The sequence below is a fragment of the Micromonospora sp. NBC_01739 genome, assembly GCF_035920385.1.
Lineage (GTDB): Bacteria > Actinomycetota > Actinomycetes > Mycobacteriales > Micromonosporaceae > Micromonospora.
On the sequence record NZ_CP109151.1, the window covers coordinates 1 to 20,551 of the forward strand.

The 20,551-nt window shown below is 67.2% G+C and carries 11 protein-coding genes and 3 rRNA genes; 9 read left to right on the forward strand and 5 right to left on the reverse strand.

Annotated features, from left to right (window positions below; all coding sequences use genetic code 11):
- Window positions 1-155: 155 nt before the first annotated feature.
- The 3 genes from OIE53_RS00005 to rrf all read left to right on the forward strand — a co-directional run bounded on the left by OIE53_RS00005 (window position 156) and on the right by rrf (window position 5,377).
- Window positions 156-1,670: ribosomal RNA gene (locus OIE53_RS00005) — 16S ribosomal RNA — on the forward strand.
- Window positions 1,671-2,052: 382 nt separating this feature from the next.
- Window positions 2,053-5,165 (forward strand): 23S ribosomal RNA (locus tag OIE53_RS00010).
- Between the two features lie 95 nt (window positions 5,166-5,260).
- Window positions 5,261-5,377 (forward strand): 5S ribosomal RNA (gene rrf / locus OIE53_RS00015).
- Together the 16S, 23S and 5S rRNA genes form the textbook arrangement of a ribosomal RNA operon.
- 655 nt (window positions 5,378-6,032) lie before the next feature.
- On the opposite strand, the gene OIE53_RS00020 is transcribed toward rrf, so the two are convergent.
- On the reverse strand, window positions 6,033-6,716 hold the full coding sequence (locus tag OIE53_RS00020; RefSeq protein ID WP_327024488.1) for a hypothetical protein: 684 nt from the start codon (window positions 6,714-6,716) through the stop codon (window positions 6,033-6,035).
- A 71-nt stretch (window positions 6,717-6,787) separates the two neighbouring features.
- On the opposite strand from OIE53_RS00020, the gene OIE53_RS00025 reads away from it, so the two are divergent.
- The 3 genes from OIE53_RS00025 to OIE53_RS00035 all read left to right on the forward strand — a co-directional run bounded on the left by OIE53_RS00025 (window position 6,788) and on the right by OIE53_RS00035 (window position 11,189).
- The gene (locus OIE53_RS00025; protein ID WP_327024489.1) at window positions 6,788-9,406 is read left to right on the forward strand and encodes a valine--tRNA ligase; all 2,619 of its coding nucleotides are present in this window, start codon (window positions 6,788-6,790) and stop codon (window positions 9,404-9,406) included.
- A 149-nt stretch (window positions 9,407-9,555) separates the two neighbouring features.
- On the forward strand, window positions 9,556-10,827 hold the full coding sequence (locus OIE53_RS00030) for a bifunctional folylpolyglutamate synthase/dihydrofolate synthase (protein WP_327026996.1): 1,272 nt from the start codon (window positions 9,556-9,558) through the stop codon (window positions 10,825-10,827).
- Complete coding sequence (locus OIE53_RS00035; protein ID WP_327024490.1) at window positions 10,824-11,189, forward strand: DUF4233 domain-containing protein; 366 nt, start codon at window positions 10,824-10,826, stop codon at window positions 11,187-11,189. The genes OIE53_RS00030 and OIE53_RS00035 overlap by 4 nt, the downstream gene beginning before the upstream one ends.
- Window positions 11,190-11,201: 12 nt before the next feature.
- Here OIE53_RS00035 and OIE53_RS00040 read toward each other — a convergent pair whose 3' ends face one another.
- Window positions 11,202-12,629: a VOC family protein gene (locus OIE53_RS00040; protein WP_327024491.1), complete on the reverse strand. Its 1,428-nt coding sequence runs from the start codon at window positions 12,627-12,629 to the stop codon at window positions 11,202-11,204.
- A gap of 144 nt (window positions 12,630-12,773) precedes the next feature.
- On the opposite strand from OIE53_RS00040, the gene ndk reads away from it, so the two are divergent.
- Complete coding sequence (ndk, locus tag OIE53_RS00045; protein ID WP_327024492.1) at window positions 12,774-13,199, forward strand: nucleoside-diphosphate kinase; 426 nt, start codon at window positions 12,774-12,776, stop codon at window positions 13,197-13,199.
- Between the two features lie 27 nt (window positions 13,200-13,226).
- Here the strand turns inward: ndk and sigJ are convergent, their stop codons facing one another.
- Entirely contained in the window at window positions 13,227-14,105 is an 879-nt protein-coding gene (sigJ, locus tag OIE53_RS00050; RefSeq protein ID WP_327024493.1) for an RNA polymerase sigma factor SigJ, read from the reverse strand.
- Window positions 14,102-14,533: a carboxymuconolactone decarboxylase family protein gene (locus OIE53_RS00055; protein WP_327026997.1), complete on the reverse strand. Its 432-nt coding sequence runs from the start codon at window positions 14,531-14,533 to the stop codon at window positions 14,102-14,104. The genes sigJ and OIE53_RS00055 overlap by 4 nt, the downstream gene beginning before the upstream one ends.
- Before the next feature lie 497 nt (window positions 14,534-15,030).
- Here OIE53_RS00055 and ileS point away from each other — a divergent pair, with 497 nt between their 5' ends.
- The gene (ileS, locus tag OIE53_RS00060; protein ID WP_327024494.1) at window positions 15,031-18,177 is read left to right on the forward strand and encodes an isoleucine--tRNA ligase; all 3,147 of its coding nucleotides are present in this window, start codon (window positions 15,031-15,033) and stop codon (window positions 18,175-18,177) included.
- Window positions 18,178-18,338: 161 nt separating this feature from the next.
- Window positions 18,339-19,040 carry a lysophospholipid acyltransferase family protein gene (locus tag OIE53_RS00065; protein WP_327024495.1) on the forward strand — a complete coding sequence of 234 codons (702 nt, stop codon included), beginning with the start codon at window positions 18,339-18,341 and terminating at the stop codon, window positions 19,038-19,040.
- A 10-nt stretch (window positions 19,041-19,050) separates the two neighbouring features.
- On the opposite strand, the gene OIE53_RS00070 is transcribed toward OIE53_RS00065, so the two are convergent.
- Window positions 19,051-20,523 carry a cryptochrome/photolyase family protein gene (locus tag OIE53_RS00070; protein ID WP_327024496.1) on the reverse strand — a complete coding sequence of 491 codons (1,473 nt, stop codon included), beginning with the start codon at window positions 20,521-20,523 and terminating at the stop codon, window positions 19,051-19,053.
- Window positions 20,524-20,551: the final 28 nt, after the last annotated feature.

Genomic DNA, 20,551 nt, shown 5'->3' on the forward strand with positions numbered 1-20,551 from the left:
GTGTGGTTGTTCTTTGAGAACTCAACAGGGTGTTTGATAAGCCAGTGCCAAGTAGTTTATGCCCCGTGCCGGCTGGAGGTCTTTGATTTCTGGTTGGTTTGGGATTCCTTTGGCAACATTTTGTTTGTTGTCGGGATGGATTGTTCAACAGGTTTTTGTTGGAGAGTTTGATCCTGGCTCAGGACGAACGCTGGCGGCGTGCTTAACACATGCAAGTCGAGCGGAAAGGCCCTTCGGGGTACTCGAGCGGCGAACGGGTGAGTAACACGTGAGCAACCTGCCCTAGGCTTTGGGATAACCCTCGGAAACGGGGGCTAATACCGAATATTCACTTGCGGACGCATGTTTGTGGGTGGAAAGTTTTTCGGCTTGGGATGGGCTCGCGGCCTATCAGCTTGTTGGTGGGGTAATGGCCTACCAAGGCGACGACGGGTAGCCGGCCTGAGAGGGCGACCGGCCACACTGGGACTGAGACACGGCCCAGACTCCTACGGGAGGCAGCAGTGGGGAATATTGCACAATGGGCGGAAGCCTGATGCAGCGACGCCGCGTGAGGGATGACGGCCTTCGGGTTGTAAACCTCTTTCAGCAGGGACGAAGCGCAAGTGACGGTACCTGCAGAAGAAGCGCCGGCCAACTACGTGCCAGCAGCCGCGGTAAGACGTAGGGCGCGAGCGTTGTCCGGATTTATTGGGCGTAAAGAGCTCGTAGGCGGCTTGTCGCGTCGACTGTGAAAACCCGTGGCTCAACTGCGGGCCTGCAGTCGATACGGGCAGGCTAGAGTTCGGTAGGGGAGACTGGAATTCCTGGTGTAGCGGTGAAATGCGCAGATATCAGGAGGAACACCGGTGGCGAAGGCGGGTCTCTGGGCCGATACTGACGCTGAGGAGCGAAAGCGTGGGGAGCGAACAGGATTAGATACCCTGGTAGTCCACGCTGTAAACGTTGGGCGCTAGGTGTGGGGGGCCTCTCCGGTTCTCTGTGCCGCAGCTAACGCATTAAGCGCCCCGCCTGGGGAGTACGGCCGCAAGGCTAAAACTCAAAGGAATTGACGGGGGCCCGCACAAGCGGCGGAGCATGCGGATTAATTCGATGCAACGCGAAGAACCTTACCTGGGTTTGACATCGCCGGAAATCCTGCAGAGATGTGGGGTCCTTCGGGGCCGGTGACAGGTGGTGCATGGCTGTCGTCAGCTCGTGTCGTGAGATGTTGGGTTAAGTCCCGCAACGAGCGCAACCCTCGTCCCATGTTGCCAGCAATTCGGTTGGGGACTCATGGGAGACTGCCGGGGTCAACTCGGAGGAAGGTGGGGATGACGTCAAGTCATCATGCCCCTTATGTCCAGGGCTTCACGCATGCTACAATGGCCGGTACAATGGGCTGCGATACCGTGAGGTGGAGCGAATCCCAAAAAGCCGGTCTCAGTTCGGATCGGGGTCTGCAACTCGACCCCGTGAAGTCGGAGTCGCTAGTAATCGCAGATCAGCAACGCTGCGGTGAATACGTTCCCGGGCCTTGTACACACCGCCCGTCACGTCACGAAAGTCGGCAACACCCGAAGCCGGTGGCCCAACCCTTGTGGAGGGAGCCGTCGAAGGTGGGGCTGGCGATTGGGACGAAGTCGTAACAAGGTAGCCGTACCGGAAGGTGCGGCTGGATCACCTCCTTTCTAAGGAGCACCATCCGGCGAAAGCTGGTATGGAGCCCGCGGTCTGCGAATGTCGGATCGGGGTGCTCAATTGGCGGAGACACTGGTGAGTCAGGTGCCGGCAACGGCCAGGTTCTTCCTAGTACAGCTGCTCTTCGGGGTGGTGGGAACGGTGGGGTTGGTGCGGCTGGTGGCTGATGATGAACACCCTGTTGGGTCCTGAAGGAACAACCTGTTGTGGTTGTTGTCTTCGGAGCCGATGACCTCACCGTTGGGTGGGGTTTTGGTTGCCAGGCATGGCCTGGTCTCGCATACCGCCGGCGGTGGTCGGGTTTGGTGTGGGGCTTGGGGTTGTGGGTTGGTTGTTTGTTGAGAATTGCACAGTGGACGCGAGCATCTTTGTGGTCAAGTTGTCAAGGGCGAACGGTGGATGCCTTGGCACCAGGAGCCGATGAAGGACGTGGGAGGCCGCGATAGGCCTGGGGGAGCTGTCAACCAAGCTGTGATCCCAGGGTGTCCGAATGGGGTAACCCGGCATCAGTCATGTGATGTCACCTGCACCTGAACTCATAGGGTGTATGGAGGGAACGCGGGGAAGTGAAACATCTCAGTACCCGTAGGAAGAGAAAACAATTTAGTGATTCCGTGAGTAGTGGCGAGCGAAAGCGGATCGAGGCTAAACCGGTTGCGTGTGATACCTGTCAGGGGTTGCGTGGTCGGGGTTGTGGGACCCTGCTGAACATGCTGACACGTGTTCGAGGAGTTATAAAACCAGTTGTTAGCTGAATGGTCTGGAAAGGCCGACCGTAGACGGTGATAGTCCGGTAGGTGAAAGCAGCTGGTCTTCTGTGGGTGTTCCCGAGTAGCGGCGGACTCCTGAAATCTGCCGTGAATCTGCCAGGACCACCTGGTAAGCCTAAATACTTCCTGGTGACCGATAGCGGACGAGTACCGTGAGGGAATGGTGAAAAGTACCCCGGGAGGGGAGTGAAATAGTACCTGAAACCGTTCGCCTACAATCCGTCGGAGCCTTGAGGGGTGACGGCGTGCCTTTTGAAGAATGAGCCTGCGAGTTAGTGGCATGTGGCGAGGTTAACCCGTGTGGGGGAGCCGTAGCGAAAGCGAGTCTGAAGAGGGCGTTTGAGTCGCATGTTCTAGACCCGAAGCGGAGTGATCTAGCCATGGGCAGGCTGAAGCGTGGGTAAGACCGCGTGGAGGGCCGAACCCACCAACGTTGAAAAGTTGGGGGATGACCTGTGGTTAGGGGTGAAAGGCCAATCAAACTCCGTGATAGCTGGTTCTCCCCGAAATGCATTTAGGTGCAGCGTCGCGTGTTTCTTGCCGGAGGTAGAGCACTGGATGGTCTAGGGGGCCCACAAGCTTACCGAAATCAGCCAAACTCCGAATGCCGGTAAGTGAGAGCGCGGCAGTGAGACTGCGGGGGATAAGCTTCGTAGTCGAGAGGGAAACAGCCCAGATCACCAGCTAAGGCCCCTAAGCGTGTGCTAAGTGGAAAAGGATGTGGGATCGCATAGACAACCAGGAGGTTGGCTTAGAAGCAGCCACCCTTTAAAGAGTGCGTAATAGCTCACTGGTCAAGTGGTTCCGCGCCGACAATGTAGCGGGGCTCAAGCACACCGCCGAAGCTGTGGCATTCACATTTTAACCCCGCTGGCGCCTTCGGGTGTCGGTGCAGGTGTGTGGATGGGTAGGGGAGCGTCGTGCCGGGGGTGAAGCAGCGGGGTGACCCAGTTGTGGACGCGGCACGAGTGAGAATGCAGGCATGAGTAGCGAAAGAAGGGTGAGAAACCCTTCCGCCGGATGACCAAGGGTTCCAGGGCCAGGTTAATCCGCCCTGGGTGAGTCGGGACCTAAGGCGAGGCCGAGAGGCGTAGTCGATGGACAACGGGTTGATATTCCCGTACCCGCGAAAGAGCGTCCCTGATGAACCTCGTTGTGCTAACCACCCGAGCCGGCTGATGTCTTCGGACTGATGTTGGGGAGCGTGGGAACCTGGCGGGTAGTAGTCAAGCGATGGGGTGACGCAGGAAGGTAGCTGAGCCCGGCCGGTGGTTGTGCCGGGGTAAGCGTGTAGGCCGTGCTGTAGGCAAATCCGCAGCACATGAGGCTGAGACGTGATGCCGAGCCGATTCAGGTGAAGTCAGTGATCCTATGCTGCCGAGAAAAGCCTCTAGCGAGTTCTGAGCGGCCCGTACCCCAAACCGACACAGGTGGTCAGGTAGAGAATACCGAGGCGATCGGGCGAACTGTGGTTAAGGAACTCGGCAAATTGCCCCCGTAACTTAGGGAGAAGGGGGGCCGGAGACGTGAAGCCCCGCGCGGGTGGAGCGTTGTATGGCCGCAGAGAGCAGGGGGAAGCGACTGTTTACTAAAAACACAGGTCCATGCGAAGAAGTAATTCGATGTATATGGACTGACGCCTGCCCGGTGCTGGAACGTTAAGGGGACCTGTTAGCTCTTCGGGGCGAAGCGGAGAACTTAAGCGCCAGTAAACGGCGGTGGTAACTATAACCATCCTAAGGTAGCGAAATTCCTTGTCGGGTAAGTTCCGACCTGCACGAATGGCGTAACGACTTCCCCACTGTCTCAACCACAGGCCCGGCGAAATTGCAGTACGAGTAAAGATGCTCGTTACGCGCGGCAGGACGGAAAGACCCCGGGACCTTTACTATAGCTTGACATTGGTATCTGAGTTAGCTTGTGTAGGATAGGTGGGAGCCGGTGAAGCGCATACGCCAGTATGCGTGGAGGCAATCTTGAAATACCACTCTGGTTGATTCGGGTATCTAACTTCGGACCGTTATCCGGTTCAGGGACAGTGTCTGGTGGGTAGTTTAACTGGGGCGGTTGCCTCCTAAAAGGTAACGGAGGCGCCCAAAGGTTCCCTCAGCCTGGTTGGCAATCAGGTGTTGAGTGCAAGTACACAAGGGAGCTTGACTGTGAGACTGACGGGTCGAGCAGGGACGAAAGTCGGGACTAGTGATCCGGCACTTGCGAGTGGAAGCGGTGTCGCTCAACGGATAAAAGGTACCCCGGGGATAACAGGCTGATCTTCCCCAAGAGTCCATATCGACGGGATGGTTTGGCACCTCGATGTCGGCTCGTCGCATCCTGGGGCTGTAGCAGGTCCCAAGGGTTGGGCTGTTCGCCCATTAAAGCGGTACGCGAGCTGGGTTTAGAACGTCGTGAGACAGTTCGGTCCCTATCCGCCGTGCGCGTAGGATACTTGAGAAGGGCTGTCCCTAGTACGAGAGGACCGGGACGGACGAACCTCTGGTGTGCCAGTTGTCCCGCCAGGGGCACGGCTGGTTAGCTACGTTCGGAAGGGATAACCGCTGAAAGCATCTAAGCGGGAAGCCTGCTTCAAGATGAGGTATCCCACCACCCTTCGGGGTGGGTAAGGCCCCCAGCTAGACGACTGGGTTGATAGGCCGGAAATGTAAGCCCGGTAACGGGTTCAGTTGACCGGTACTAATAGGCCGAGGACTTGCTCACAAAGATTCTGCTCGCGTCCACTGTGCAACTCACGACAAACAAACAAACACCCCGACACACTGTTGGTGTGGTGTTGTTTGATATGTTGATAAGGTTACGGCGGTCATGGCGGAGGGGAAACGCCCGGTTACATTCCGAACCCGGAAGCTAAGCCCTCCAGCGCCGATGGTACTGCACTCGGGAGGGTGTGGGAGAGTAGGACACCGCCGGACACACTTCGATTTGAGGGCCACCCCAATGGGGTGGCCCTCAAATCGTTTATCTACCCCTATTCCCTGCCCCGAATTCCGGGGGAGAGGCCGACTCTGATCCGGCCCGCCAACCCTGACCACGCACAACCGCGGAACAGGTGTCAGCGCCAGCAGGCAGCACCCGCGGCCACCGCCAAAGGGGCGGGAGCGGTCAGCAGCCGGCAACCCTGCCGGGGGTTCTAGGGTCTGCTGGGTGCTGGGTGCTGGGTGCTGGGTGCTGGGTGCTGGGTGCTGGGTGCTGGGTGCTGGGTGCTGGGTGCTGGGTGCTTCCACACGTTATGACGTGCGCGGTGTCATGGCCGCCGACCCAGGAAGACCTAACCCCTGAACACCCTTTGCTCTGCTTCAACCACCGCAACAACAAGCGGTCAAAACCGTTGCGTCGGTTGAAGCAGAGCAAAGGAACCGAGGGACAACAGCAGAGGTCCCCCCAGCCACAGGCACTGCCGGGCAGCAGGGGCTGACCGAACCACAGAGCCAACGGACGGCGAGAGTTCGGACGACGGAGACCGTGGCGGGCAAGACTGCCGGTCGGGACGGCCAGGGTCGGAGCAGTGGGCATGACCGCCGGATGGCCAAGGTCTCGCGGAGGTAAGCCGGCCGACGGGGGTGGGGGTCAGTCGCGGGTCTGTACGGTCTCCCGGATCTGGCGCAGCAAGTCGGCGGCCTCGTCTACCGGGCGGAAGGGGAACATGGCGATGGCCACGCTGCCGTGGTCAGCCCACCCGCAGACCGCGAAGTCGCCACCCTCGCCGCTGGTCCTGCCGCACTTCATCACTCCGCCGAGTCGGCCCGAGGACACGTTACGCAGGCCGGCCACCGCCCCGGTCTCGTCGGACATCAGGCCGAAGAGGCTCTCCAGGTCCCGTTCCGGCTGCCAGAGCAGGGTGGTACCCCCGAACAACAGCACCGATCGGCGGTCGTCGGCAGGGTCCTGGTAGACGGCACCGAAGCTGGTGTCCAACTGGATGTCCGCGGCCAGGCCGCTGCGCAGGTAGTCGGCGGTGCTCACGGCGCGTTCGCTGTCGTCGCGGGTCAGCCCCGCCACCTGGTCCGGGGTCGCGATCCGGGTGTCCTTCTGCTCGGCGATCCGCCAGCCCCAGGCGCCCAGGGATCCCGCGCCGGTAAGGGCCAGCACCGCCAGTACCGCTATGCCGACCCGGCGCCGCCGACCAGGGGCCGCAGCGCGTTCTGTGGCCGTCTGCCGGTCCCGGTTGCCCAGCTCGATCGGCTCGTCGGTCAGGTTGACCGCGGGAGCACCCTCGTCCAGGTGGCGGGCGGTGAGATGTGGATCGGACATAGCCGCCACCGTACGCGACATCACCGGTGGCCCACGTCGGGTCCGCTGAAGCCCTCCGTAGACTTTCTTAGGTGACCGAGAATGTGGATACCCGACGCCCCGACGCCCCGACCATCGCCGGCCAGTACCAGCCCGGCGAGGTAGAGCAGCGACGGTACGAGCAGTGGGTAGCCGACGGTCGTTTCCGGGCGTCGGCCAGCAGCGACAAGCCGCCGTTCACCATCGTCATCCCGCCCCCCAATGTCACCGGCTCCCTGCACATGGGCCACGCGCTCGACCACACCGTGCAGGACGCCCTGGTGCGGCGTAAGCGGATGCAGGGCTTCGAGGCGCTGTGGCTGCCCGGCATGGACCACGCCGGTATCGCCACCCAGAACGTGGTCGAGCGGCAGCTGGCCGCGCAGGGCCAGTCCCGCCACGACCTCGGCCGGGAGAAGTTCGTCGAGCGGGTGTGGCAGTGGAAGGCGGAGTCCGGGGGCGCGATCCTCGGCCAGATGCGTCGCCTCGGCGACTCGGTCGACTGGGACCGGGAGCGCTTCACCATGGACGAGGGCCTGTCCCGGGCCGTACTGACGATGTTCAAGAAGCTGTACGACGACGGCCTGATCTACCGGGCGAACCGGATCATCAACTGGTGTCCGCGGTGTCTCACCGCCCTGTCCGACATCGAGGTGGAGCACTCCGACGACGAGGGTGAACTGGTCTCGATCCGCTACAGCGACGAGGTGGTGGTGGCCACCACCCGGGCCGAGACCATGCTCGGTGACACCGCGGTGGCGGTGCACCCGGACGACGAGCGCTACCGGCACCTGATCGGCACCGAGGTCGAGCTGCCGCTCACCGGGCGCCGGATTCCGATCGTCGGTGACACCCATGTCGACCCGACCTTCGGTACCGGCATGGTGAAGGTGACCCCGGCGCACGACCCGAACGACTTCGAGATCGGGCAGCGGCACGACCTGCCGGCGCTGACGGTCATGGACGAGCGGGGCGTGATCACCGCGCCCGGCCCGTTCGAGGGGCTGGACCGGTTCGAGGCCCGTCCGGCGATCGTCGCCGCCCTGCGCGCCGAAGGGCGCATCGTGGCCGAGAAGCGGCCGTACGTGCACGCTGTCGGGCACTGCTCGCGGTGCCGGACCACGGTCGAGCCGCGGCTGTCGTTGCAGTGGTTCGTCAACACCTCCCCGCTGGCCAAGGCGGCCGGTGACGCGGTGCGCGACGGGCGGGTCGCGATCGAACCGGCGGATCTGGCCAAGCGCTACTTCGCCTGGGTCGACAACATGCACGACTGGTGCATCTCCCGGCAGTTGTGGTGGGGTCACCGCATTCCGGTCTGGTACGGCCCGGACGGCGAGGTGGTCTGCGTCGGACCCGACGAGCAGCCGCCGACCGGCGAGGGCTGGCACCAGGACGAGGACGTGCTGGACACCTGGTTCTCCAGCGGGCTGTGGCCGTTCTCCACCCTGGGCTGGCCGGAGCAGACCCCCGAGCTGGCGAAGTTCTATCCGACCAGCGTGCTGGTCACCGGGTACGACATTCTGTTCTTCTGGGTCGCCCGGATGATGATGTTCGGCCTGTACGCGATGGACGGCAAGCAGCCCTTCGACGTGATCGCCCTGCACGGGATGGTCCGCGACGAGCACGGCAAGAAGATGTCCAAGTCCTTCGGCAACGTGGTCGACCCCCTGGACTGGATCGACCGGTACGGGGCCGACGCGACCCGGTTCACCCTGGCTCGGGGCGCCAACCCGGGCGGGGACGTGCCGGTCAGCGAGGACTGGTGTCAGGGCTCGCGCAACTTCTGCAACAAGCTGTGGAACGCCACCCGGTTCGCGCTGCTCAACGGCGCGCACACCGAGGGACCCCTGCCGGAGGCGGCCGAGCTGTCGACGGTCGACCGGTGGATCCTGTCCCGGCTGGCGCAGGTCACCGCCGAGGTGGACGAGCAGTTCGAGGCGTACGAGTTCGCCAAGGTCTGTGACCTGCTCTACCACTTCGCCTGGGACGACGTCTGCGACTGGTACGTGGAGTTGAGCAAGCCGGTGCTGGCCGCCGGGGGAGCCGCCGCCGACACCAGCCGTCGGGTCCTCGGTCACGTGCTGGACCAGTTGCTGCGGCTGCTGCACCCGGTGATCCCCTTCGTCACCGAGGAGCTGTGGACCGCCCTGACCGGCGGGGAGACCGTGATGACGGCCGCCTGGCCGGTCGCCGACCGGGCCCGGATCGACAGCGGCGCGGAGGCGGAGATCGCCACCCTGCAACGGGTGGTCACCGAGGTCCGCCGGTTCCGCTCCGACCAGGGGCTTCGTCCGACCCAGCGGGTCGCCGCCCGGCTCGACGGGCTGGCCGGTGCCGGTGTCGCGGCGCACGAGCCGCTGATCCGTTCCCTGGCCCGGCTCGACGCCCCGGGTGAGGACTTCCAGGCCAGCGCGACCCTGGCCATGCCGGGGGAGGTCAGTGTCGCCCTGGACACCCGGGGGTCGATCGACGTCGCCGCCGAACGGGCCCGGCTGACCAAGGACCGGGCGGCGGCCGAGAAGGAGGCCGGGCAGGCCCGGGCCAAGCTGGACAACCCGGCGTTCGTCGGCAAGGCCCCGGAGCACGTGGTCGCCAAGATCCGGGATCGGCTGGCCGCCGCCGAGGCCGACCTGACCCGTATCGACGCCGCTCTGGAGGCGCTGCCCTCGTGACCGACAGCAACGAACGCAGCGGTACGGGTCGACCGGCGGACGCCGGCCGGCCCGGCCGCCCCGATGAGCGCACCGACCGGGGCAGATCCGCCGAGCGGGCCGCCTTCGCCGAGGTCGAGGCGGAACTGTCCGGGCGGGGATTCACCCGGATGGTCTTCGAGCTGGACCGCATCTCGGACCTGCTCGACCTGTTGGGCAGCCCGCAGCGGGCGTACCCCTCGATCCACCTGACCGGCACCAACGGCAAGACCTCCACGGCCCGGATGATCGACTCCCTGTTGCGGGCCTTCGGGCTGCACACCGGGCGGTACACCAGCCCGCACCTGGAGTCTGTCCGGGAGCGGATCAGCCTGGACGGCGAGCCGGTGGACGAGGCCCGGTTCACCGCCGTGTACCAGGAGGTCAAGCCGCTCGCCGAGTTGGTCGACGACCGCTCGGCCGAGCCGCTGACCTACTTCGACATGACCACCGCCCTGGCCTTCGCGACCTTCGCGGACGCGCCGGTGGACGTGGCCGTGGTCGAGGTGGGGCTGGGGGGTGCCGAGGACGCCACGAACGTGATCCAGGCCGGGGTGTGCGTACTGACCCCGATCGGGCTGGACCACACCGAGTGGCTCGGTGACACCTTGCAGGACATCGCGGTCGCCAAGTCCGGCATCATCCACCCGGGCGCGACCGTCATCGCCGCCGCTCAGGAGGAGGAGGCCGCTCGGCCGATCCTGCAACGCTGCGCCGAGGCCGGCGCCACCATCGCCCGCGAGGGCTCGGAGTTCGGCGTACTGCGTCGGGCGGTGGCGGTCGGCGGGCAGGTGCTCACCCTGCAGGGCCTCGGCGGGGTGTACGAGGAGGTGTTCCTCCCGCTGCACGGCGCCCACCAGGCGCAGAACGCGGCGGTGGCCCTCGCCGCCGTGGAGGCCTTCCTCGGTGCCGGTGCCCGGCGTCAGCTCGACCTGGAGACGGTGCGGGAGGGTTTCGCCACCGCCAGTTCCCCGGGCCGGCTGGAGCGGGTGCGGTCCGCCCCGACGATCCTGCTCGACGGCGCGCACAACCCGCAGGGCATGACGGCAACGGTCACCGCCCTACAGGAGGAGTTCGCCTTCAGCAAGCTGGTCGCCGTGGTGGCCACCCTGGCCGACAAGGACGCGGCGAGCATGCTGGAGCTGTTGGAGCCGGTTGTCGACCAGGTGGTGGTGACCCGCAACAGTTCGCCACGAGCGCTGCCGGCCAAGGAGTTGGCGGCCCTCGCCGCCGAGGTGTTCGGACCGGACCGGGTAGAGGTGGCCGAGGAGATGCCGGACGCGATCGAGACGGCGGTGGCCCTGGCCGAGGAGGACGTACCCGGTGAGCTGGCCGGGGTCGGGGTGATCGTCACGGGTTCCGTGGTGACCGTGGCCGACGCGCGCCGGTTGTTGAAGCGATGAGCGCACCGGAGGAACCTCAGCAGCGGCGGTCGGGGCTGCGCAACCCCCAGCGGGCGGTACGGGGTCTCGGTGCCGGCACCCTGGCCCTGGAGGCGCTGGTGTTGCTGCTGGCCATCCAGCCGATCCGGTTGGTCGGCGGTGACCTCAGCGCTGCCGCGATCGGGGCGGTGGTGACCCTGGCCGTGGCCGCCGCGGTACTGGCCGGAATGATGGGCCGGCCGTGGGCGTGGAACGCCGGCACGGTGTTGCAGGGACTGCTGCTGCTCTCCGGGCTGCTGCACTGGTCCCTGCTCGTGCTGGGGGTGATGTTCGCGCTGGTGTGGGCGTACGCCTGGCATGTTCGTCGGGTGATCCTGGGCTGAGCCGAGGCGGGCTCACGCCTCGGCGCGCTCCCGCCACTGGGTCAGGGCGATGCCGTGCCCGTCCGGGTCACGGAAGGCCGCCGCCCACACCTCCAACCGGCTGCCCCGGTTGACCACCCGGGGTGCGTAGGTGAACCGGACTCCGGAGTCGCGGAGCCGCTCGTAGGCGCCCTGGATGTTGTCGACGTCCAGGTTGACGTGCACCAGGCGACGGCTCACCGGCTGGGCGCCGGACACCTCCCGCAACACCAGTCGGGTAGCCCCGGAGGCCAGTACGGCGTTGCCGGCGCCCCGGTCGACCTCGGTGAAGCCGAGCCGACCCTGGTAGAAGTCCAGGGATCGGGCCAGGTCGGTGACCAACAGGGTGATGCCGACACCACTGATCGGTGCGGCCGGATCCGCGGTGTCCGGGGCCTCCGGGTCGTACCCGAAGATCGCCGCATCCAGCTTGCGGGCCTCCTCGGGGTCCTCAACCATCTCCCGGGCCGAGTCTGGGTCGCCGGCGGTCGTCGAGGGCGGCTGGGGGTCGGTCATCCAGGCCGGTCGGGGTTCCGGATCGTCCAGGGGCAGGTCGATCGGGTCCAGCGGGTCGGTCGGGCGGGGGATCGGGTCGGCCACCCGCGTCCCGCTCGGCTGCGTCTCCCCGGTGGCCTCCGGGGAGTTCGTGGCGGTGGTGGCGGCGGGGGAGGTGGTGGCGGCCACGAAGCGTTCCTCGGCGGGGGTACGCGGTGCCGGGGTGGCCCGTCGGGGCAGTGGAGCGTCGTTCGACTGCTCGACCACCGTCCCCTCCAGCACGACCGGCCCGCCGGGACGGTGGCGCACCCGTACGGTCTCCCGGGGCTCTACCGGTTCGATCGGTTCATCGTCGCCGGGACCGGCCAGCGGGTCGCTCAGCGGGAAATCGTCCTCCGGTGCCCGGCCGGCCCAGGGCGGGGCCTCCTGGCCGATCAGGATCTCGTCCGGCGGAACCTGGTCGGCGTACTCCGGTGGCGGGTCGACCGGGCCGGCCTCGGTGTGCGTGGGCACCTCGTCCCAGAGCACCCGGACGTGCCGCTGGTCGTCCAGGGCCACCCGGATCGGCAGGCTCTGCCCCAGGGAGGGCCACTTCGAGACCGGCACCCGAGGCTCGATGATCTTCTTCGACCGGGGTGGCAGCCCCGGGGCGTCGATCACCAACTGGAGTTCACAGCGCCCGAAGGCGTACTGGGTGGGTGGTTCCGAGGCGCTGTGCACATGCCCGGCGCCGACGACCCAGGTGCGCCCGCCGGCGCGGATCGTGGCCAGCGCGATCGCCAGGGCCAGCACGGCGACCCCCAGCGCCACGATGGCCCAGCTGGTCATGCCCAGGCCGAAAAGGATGACGAAGGTGGCCACGGTGCCGAGCACCGTAGCGACCAACTTGCGTACCGGTGCGATGGGCCGGTTCCCGCCGTTCGCCACAGTGGACCTCCCGGGTGGTCAGGGCCAGGCTAGGCCGGATCGGGGATCGGGGGAAGCACCCGACCACCGCGCCGCCACCGGTGCCGGGCCGCTAGGCTGACCGTACCCAGCCCGACCGGCTTCCGCTTCGAGGAGGAACCCAGCGTGTCCAGCAGCACCCCGGACGAGCGCACGCTCGTACTGATCAAGCCCGATGCGGTCCGCCGTGGATTGGTCGGCGAGATCATCTCCCGCTTCGAGCGCAAGGGGCTGCGGATCGACGCGATGGTGTCCCGGACGATGGACGACACGCTGGCCGACGAGCACTACTCCGAGCACGTCGACAAGCCGTTCTACCCGCCGCTGAAGACCTTCATGACCAGCGGCCCGCTGGTCGCCCTGGTGCTCTCCGGCGACCAGGTCATCGAGGTGGTACGCGGCCTGATCGGGGCCACCGACGGGCGCAAGGCCGCCGCCGGCACCATCCGGGGTGACCTGTCGCTGTCCAACCGGGAGAACCTGGTGCACGCCTCCGACTCGGCCGACAGCGCCAAGCGCGAGATCGCACTCTGGTTCCCCGAGCTGAACTGACGACCTGGTACTCGGCCGGGCGGCTGTTCAGGCCGCCCAGGTCAGCTTGTCCGGGTTCGACACCAGGAAGATGTCGGTGATCCGACCGTCGGCGGTGGCGAGGGTGAGGGCGTACCGGTGACCGGCTGCGGTGACCACGACGGCGGCCGGCTGGCCGTTGAGTTCCGTGCGGTGCACGGTGAGCGGCCAGCTCTTGTCGCGGATGCCCAGCAGGAAGCGGGTGACCCGGTCGACGCCGGTCACCGGGTTGCGGGCCGATCGCACCCGGCCGCCGCCGTCGCTCCACGCGGTCGCCTCGGCGGCCACCAGGTCGGTCAGCGCGGCCAGGTCGCCGTCGTCGACGGCGGCGATGAAGGCGTCCAGCAGCCGCTGCTGCTCCGCCCGGTCGACGGTGAAGCGGCGCTGGTCGCGGCCGATCCGCACGGTGGCCCGATGATGCAGTTGCCGGCAGTCCTCGGCCGAGCGGTCCAGTAGCTCGGCGATCTCGGCGTACGGCAGATCGAAGGCGGTGTGCAGCACGTAGACCGCGCGCTCCGGCGGGGTGAGGCGTTCCAGCAGGTGCAGCAGCGCGGTGGCGAGCGAATCGCGCAACTCGGCGCGTTCCAACGGGCCGAACGGCGACGGTACGGTGGGCACCGGCTCCGGCAGCCACATCCCGACGTACGCCTCCCGGGCCGCCTGCCGAGCACGGAGCCGGTCGATGGCCAGATGGGTCACCACCCGGGACAGGTAGCGGCGCGGCTCGGCCACGCCGGCCCGGTCCACCCGCATCCACCGCAGGTGCGCCTCCTGGAGCACGTCCTCGGCGTCGTGCCGGCTGCCGAGCAGCCGGTAGGCCAGACCGAGCAGCATCGGCCGGTGCGCTTCGAGCGCCCCGGCCGCCTCCACCGCGTCGATCAGGCTCACACCTCGGCCGGCAGGTCCTTGCGGAAGGTCACCGCGATCCGGTTCCACACGTTGATTGTGGCGATCGCCAGCACCAGATCGGCGAGGGACTTCTCCGGCCAGACCTTCGCGGCGGCCGCCCAGATGTCGTCGGGCACCCCGTGCTCGCCGAGGCGGGTGACCGCGTCGGTGAGCGCCAGCGCGGTCCGCTCCCGCTCGTCGAAGAAAGGCGCTTCGCGCCACGCCGCCACCGCGAACAGCCGCCGATGCGACTCCCCGGCATCCATCGCATCCCGGCTGTGCATGTCGACGCAGTACGCGCAGCCGTTCAGCATCGACGCCCGCAGTTTCACCAACTCCAGCACGGTGTGATCCACGTTGGCCCGGACGTACTTCTCCAACCCCAGCACGCTCTGGTACGCCTCCGGCGCCACCTCAGCCACATCCATCCGCTGCACGACAACCCCCTCCTGACAGTGCCTCCAACACCCCCACGACGCCCCACCCCACCCCCGCCGTGACACCCACCCCTGTGACCCCCACCACGCACCCCGCACACCCCGCTGATCTTGCACTTTGTGTCGGTGCATATCCACCCAGAAGCCGCGTAAGGGCGACCACAAGTGCAAGATCGCGGGAGAGGGGGTGGGGGACAGGGTGGGGGTGGGTTATGGGGAGGTGGGGGGTGGGTGGGGCGGGTAGGATGGGGGGACTGGCGACGATCCGGCCATCACCGGGGAGCCTCCGGAAGAAAGGGCCTCGTGCCCGAGTAGAACCGGACGGGTTCGGCCCGTTACAGCCGGCCAATGAGCGGGCGGTCGATCTTGACCGTCAAGCGGGGTGGTACCGCGGGCCTGGCCCGGGGCGCCGGTGACGGCGTACCGGAGAAGGGCTCGTCCTCGCAAGACCCACACACAGTGAGTGTCAGCGAGGAGAGCGACAGGCGATGGCCTATCCGTTGCACGACCCGACCGCCGCCGGTGTCCCGGCGAGCCCGGACCTGCCCGCGGTCGAGCGCCGGGTGCTGGAGCACTGGACGGCCGACAAGACCTTCGAGGCGTCCGTCGAGGCCCGCGACGCCGGCCGCAACGGCGACAACGAGTACGTCTTCTACGACGGCCCGCCCTTCGCTAACGGGCTGCCGCACTACGGGCACCTGTTCACCGGGTACGTCAAGGACGTGGTGCCGCGCTACCAGACCATGCGGGGTCGGCGGGTGGAGCGCCGCTTCGGCTGGGACTGCCACGGCCTGCCCGCCGAGGTGGTGGCGGAGAAGCAGCTCGGCATCACCAGCAAGGCGGAGATCCTGGACCTGGGGGTGGCCCGGTTCAACGAGGCCTGCCGCACCTCCGTGCTGGAGTTCACCCAGGACTGGGAGCGGTATGTCACCCGGCAGGCCCGCTGGGTCGACTTCGCCAACGACTACAAGACCCTCGACCTGGACTACATGGAAAGCGTCATGTGGGCCTTCAAGACCCTGCACGACAAGGGTCTGGTCTACGAGGGCTTCCGGGTGCTGGCGTACTGCTGGCGGTGTGAGACTCCGCTGTCGAACACCGAGACTCGGATGGACGACGTCTACCGGGACCGGCACGATCCGACCCTGACGGTGTGGTTCGAGCTGGCCGCCGAGGAGTCCGCGCCGGAGCTGGTCCGTGGCCCGGTCAAGCTCGGTGTCTGGACCACCACCCCGTGGACCCTGCCGTCGAACCTGGCCCTGGCCGTGGGCCCGGACATCGAGTACGCCGTGCTGGAGCGCGACGGCGAGCGTCACCTGGTGGGTGCCGGGCGGGTGGCCGCGTACGCCAAGGAACTCGAGGGGTACGAGCAGGTCGGCACGGTACGCGGGGCGGACCTGGTGGGGCGCCGGTACACCCCGCTGTTCGACTTCCTGGTGGAGCAGGCCGGTGAGAACGCGTACCAGGTGCTCGGAGCGGAGTTTGTGACCACCGAGGACGGTACTGGGATCGTGCACCTGGCCCCGGCCTTCGGTGAGGACGACCAGAACGTCTGCAACGCCGCCGGCATCCCCACCATCGTCACCGTGGACGACCACACCCGGTTCACCGCGTTGGTGCCGCCGTACGTCGGCGAGCAGGTCTTCGACGTCAACAAGCCGGTGATCCGGGAGCTGAAGGACCGGGGGGTGGTGCTCAAGCAGGACACCTACACCCACTCGTACCCGCACTGCTGGCGCTGCGACACCCCGCTGGTCTACAAGGCGGTGTCCTCGTGGTTCGTCGCGGTGAGCAAGTTCAAGGACCGGATGGTCGAGCTGAACCAGCAGATCAACTGGACCCCGGGGCACATCAAGGACGGCTCCTTCGGCAAGTGGCTGGCCAACGCCCGGGACTGGTCGATCAGCCGGAACCGGTTCTGGGGCTCCCCGATCCCGGTGTGGCGCTCGGACGACCCGAACCACCCCCGGATCGACGTGTACGGCTCGCTGGCCGAGATCGAGCGGGACTTCGGCGTACGCCTGACCGACCTGCACCGGCCGGCGGTGGACGACCTGGTCCGCCCCAACCCGGACGACCCGACCGGCAAGTCGATGATGCGTCGGGTGCCGGAGGTGCTGGACTGCTGGTTCGAGTCCGGTTCGATGCCGTTCGCCCAGGTGCACTACCCGTTCGAGAACCGGGACTGGTTCGAGCACCACTACCCGGGCGACTTCATCGTCGAGTACATCGGGCAGACCCGGGGCTGGTTCTACACCATGCACGTGCTGGCCACGGCGTTGTTCGACCGGCCGGCGTTCCGCAACTGCCTCAGCCACGGCATCCTGCTCGGCTCCGACGGGCGCAAGATGTCCAAGAGCCTGCGCAACTACCCGGACGTGTACCACGTCTTCGACTCGTACGGCTCGGACGCGATGCGCTGGATGCTGATGTCCTCCCCGGTGCTGCGCGGTGGGGACATGCCGGTCACCGAGTCGGGCATCCGGGACGCCGTCCGGCAGGTGCTGCTGCCGCTGTGGAACGTCTGGTACTTCTTCTCCCTCTACGCCAACGCCGACGGCTACACCGCCCGGCGTCGGACGGACAGCACCCACCTGCTGGACCGGTACGTGCTGGCCAAGACGAACGAGCTGGTGGCGACGGCCGGCGCGCAGATGGACGCGTACGACATCTCCGGGGCCTGCGCCACCGTGCGGTCCTACCTGGACGCGCTGACCAACTGGTACGTGCGCCGCTCCCGGGACCGGTTCTGGTCCGGCGACGCGGACGCCTTCGACACCCTGTCGACCGTGCTGGAGACCCTGTGCCGGGTGGTGGCGCCGCTGGCGCCGCTGACCGCGGAGGAGATCTGGCGGGGGTTGACCGGTGAGCGGTCGGTGCACCTGACCGACTGGCCGGTCGCCGAGGAGTTCCCGGCCGACCACGACCTGGTGGCCGCGATGGACAACGTCCGGGCGGTAGCCTCGGCGGCCCTGTCGCTGCGCAAGGCCAAGGGTCTGCGGGTGCGGCTGCCGCTGGCCACCCTCACCGTGGCCAGCCCGGTCGCCGAGCAGTTGCGGCCCTTCGCCGACCTGGTGGCCGACGAGGTCAACGTCAAGCAGGTCGTCTTCACCGGCGACGTGTCGGCGTACTGCCAGCAGGTGCTGACCGTGGTGCCCCGAGCCCTCGGGCCCCGGGTCGGCAAGCAGGTCCAGCAGGTGATCAAGGCGGTCAAGGCGGGGGAGTGGGAACTGGTCGACGGTGATCCGGTCGCCGCCGGGGTCACCCTGGCCGAGGGCGAGTACGAGCTGCGGCTGGTCGCGGCCGACGCGGAACACTCCGCACCCCTGCCCGGTGGTGAGGGGGTGGTGGTGCTGGACACCACGGTCACCCCGGAACTGGCCGCCGAAGGGCTGGCCCGGGATGTCGTGCGGGTGGTGCAGCAGGCCCGGCGCGACGCCGACCTGGACATCTCCGACCGGATCGTGGCGACCGTGGCCGCGTCGGCACCGGTACGGGAGGCGGTGTCGGCGTACGCCGACTTCGTGGCCCGGGAGGTGCTGGCCGAGCGGGTCGACTTCGCCGAGGACCTCGACGGCTTCGCCGGTGAGGTCGGTGAGGGCGAGCCCGTGACGGTGGCGGTACGCCGCACCTGACCGGGAAGTGAGCGGGGGTCCCTCGGCTACGCCGCGAGGGGCCCCCGCTGACACCCTCATCCAGCCAGCGGACCCGCCCGACCTCGCGCATGACGACGTGCGTCGGTCCGCTACGGTGTCAGCGCCCCCCACTGCGTACATCACCCATCGTCGGAGGACCAGTGCCGCTGCTCTACACCATCGGCAAGCTCACCGTGGGGCCCACGCTGCGGCTGGCGTTCCGACCGACCGTGGAGGGGCTGGAGCACGTACCCGAGACCGGCGGCGCGATCTTCGCCGGCAACCACCTCTCCGTGGCCGACGAGTTGTTCCTCGGCACGGTGGTACCCCGGCACCTGGCCTTCTGGGCCAAGTCCGAGTACTTCACCGGCATCGGGGTCAAGGGACGCTTCTCCAAGTTCGTGCTCACCGGGCTCGGCGCGATCCCGGTGGAGCGGGCCGGTGGGCGGGCAGCCCTGTCCGCCTTCGACGCGGCCATCCCCGCGCTCAAGAGCGGTGACCTGGTGGTCGTCTACCCGGAGGGCACCCGCTCGCCGGACGGGCGGCTGTACCGGGGTCGTACCGGAGCGGTCCGTCTGGCCATCGCGGCCGGGGTGCCGATCATCCCGGTCGGCATGATCGGCACGGACAAGGTGCAGCCGATCGGGGCCCGGATGCCGCGGCCCTTCACCGGCAAGAAGATCACCGTCAAGTTCGGCAAACCGCTGGACTTCACCGGCCGCCCGGACGACCGGCTCTCCCTGCGGCAGATGACCGACGAGATGATGGCCGAGATCCAGAAGCTCACTGGTCAGGAGTACGTCCCCCGGTACGCCCCGCCGCGTGCTCAGCCGAAGACCACCGACGAGCCGACCGTCGACTGACCTCCGTCGGTCACGGTGCCTTGGAGGAACGGCGTTTCTCCTGGTCGCGTACGGCGTCCAGGTCGTCGAGCCGGTTCATCTGGGCCATCGTGCGAGCCATCCGGGCGTTGGCCGGGATCCGGTCCCGGTTGCGATCCAGGAAGGCCCAGTACCCGGCGGTGAAGGGGCAGGCCCGCTCACCCAGGCGGACCTTCGGGTCGTACCGGCAGCCGCCGCAGTAGTCGCTCATCCGGTTGATGTACGAGCCACCGGCCGCGTACGGCTTGGTGCTCATCCGTCCCAGGTCGGCGTACTGGCTCATGCCGATCACGTTGACGGTCATCACCCAGTCGTAGCCGTCGACGAAGCTGCGGTGGAAGAAGTCGACCACCTCGGCCGGTCGCCAGCCGCGCTGCAACGCGTAGTTGCCCAGCACCATGAGCCGGGGGATGTGGTGCACCCAGCCGTGGTCCCGCAGGTCGGCCAGCACATCCGACAGGCAGTGCGCCTGCACCGCATCGGCGTCCAGGTCCCGGAACCAGGCCGGCATCGCCGACCGGGCCCCCAGCGCGTTGCTGCGTTGGTAGCCGGGCTCGAAATACCAGTACAGGTTCCAGACGAAGTCCCGCCAGCCGAGGATCTGGCGGATGAAGCCCTCGACGCCGGGCAGCGGCGCCCCCTGCTTGCGGTACGCCTGCTCCGCGCCCCGGATCGCCACCATCGGGTCCAGCAGCCCCAGGTTGAAGGAGGAGGAGAGCAGGCTGTGCGCCAGCCACGGGTCACCGGCGAGCATGGCGTCCTCGTACGGGCCGAAGTGAGGCAGCCGATGCTTGAGGAAGTGCCGTAGCCGCGCCTGGGCCTCCTTGGTGGTGACCGGGAAGCGGCGCGGACCGTCCCGCCCGATGAACCGGATGCCTTCCCGCTCCCAGCGGTCCAGGTCCTTGCGTACCTCGGCGTCGATGTCGTCCTCGCGGGGCATCGGCGGAGGAGGTACGTCCAACCGCTCGGTGCCCTTCGGCGGGGGTTTGCGGTTGTCGGTGTCGAAGCTCCACCGCCCGCCGACCGGCTCGGCGCCGTCGACGAGCACCTGATGGTGCTCCCGGGCGAACCGGTAGAAGGTCTCCATCCGCAGGGCGCCACGTCGGGCGTCCGCCCAGTCGGCGAACTCCTCCAGCCCGGTGACGAAGCCCCGGGGCGGCAGTACGGTCACCTGGTCCAGCCCACGGACGAAGTCCAGCGCCGCCCGGGAGGTCGGATGGCAGACCTCCAGCGGTTCGCGTACCCGGCGCAGGGCCTGCCGGTAGGTCTCGGCGCGCAGGAAGATCGCCTGGTCGCCCAGTTCGGCCGCCCGGTGCCGCAGGGCGGAGAGCACCAGGTGCGCCTTCTGCCGGTGGAAGGCCCGACGACGGAAGACCGCCTTGGACTCGATCAGCAGCACCGGCTGGTGGCGCTGATCGAGGAAGTGCGGTCCGAGTTGGTCGGCGAACAGCCAACGCCGGGGCATGGGTCGATTGTGGCCCGAGTAGGCCCGG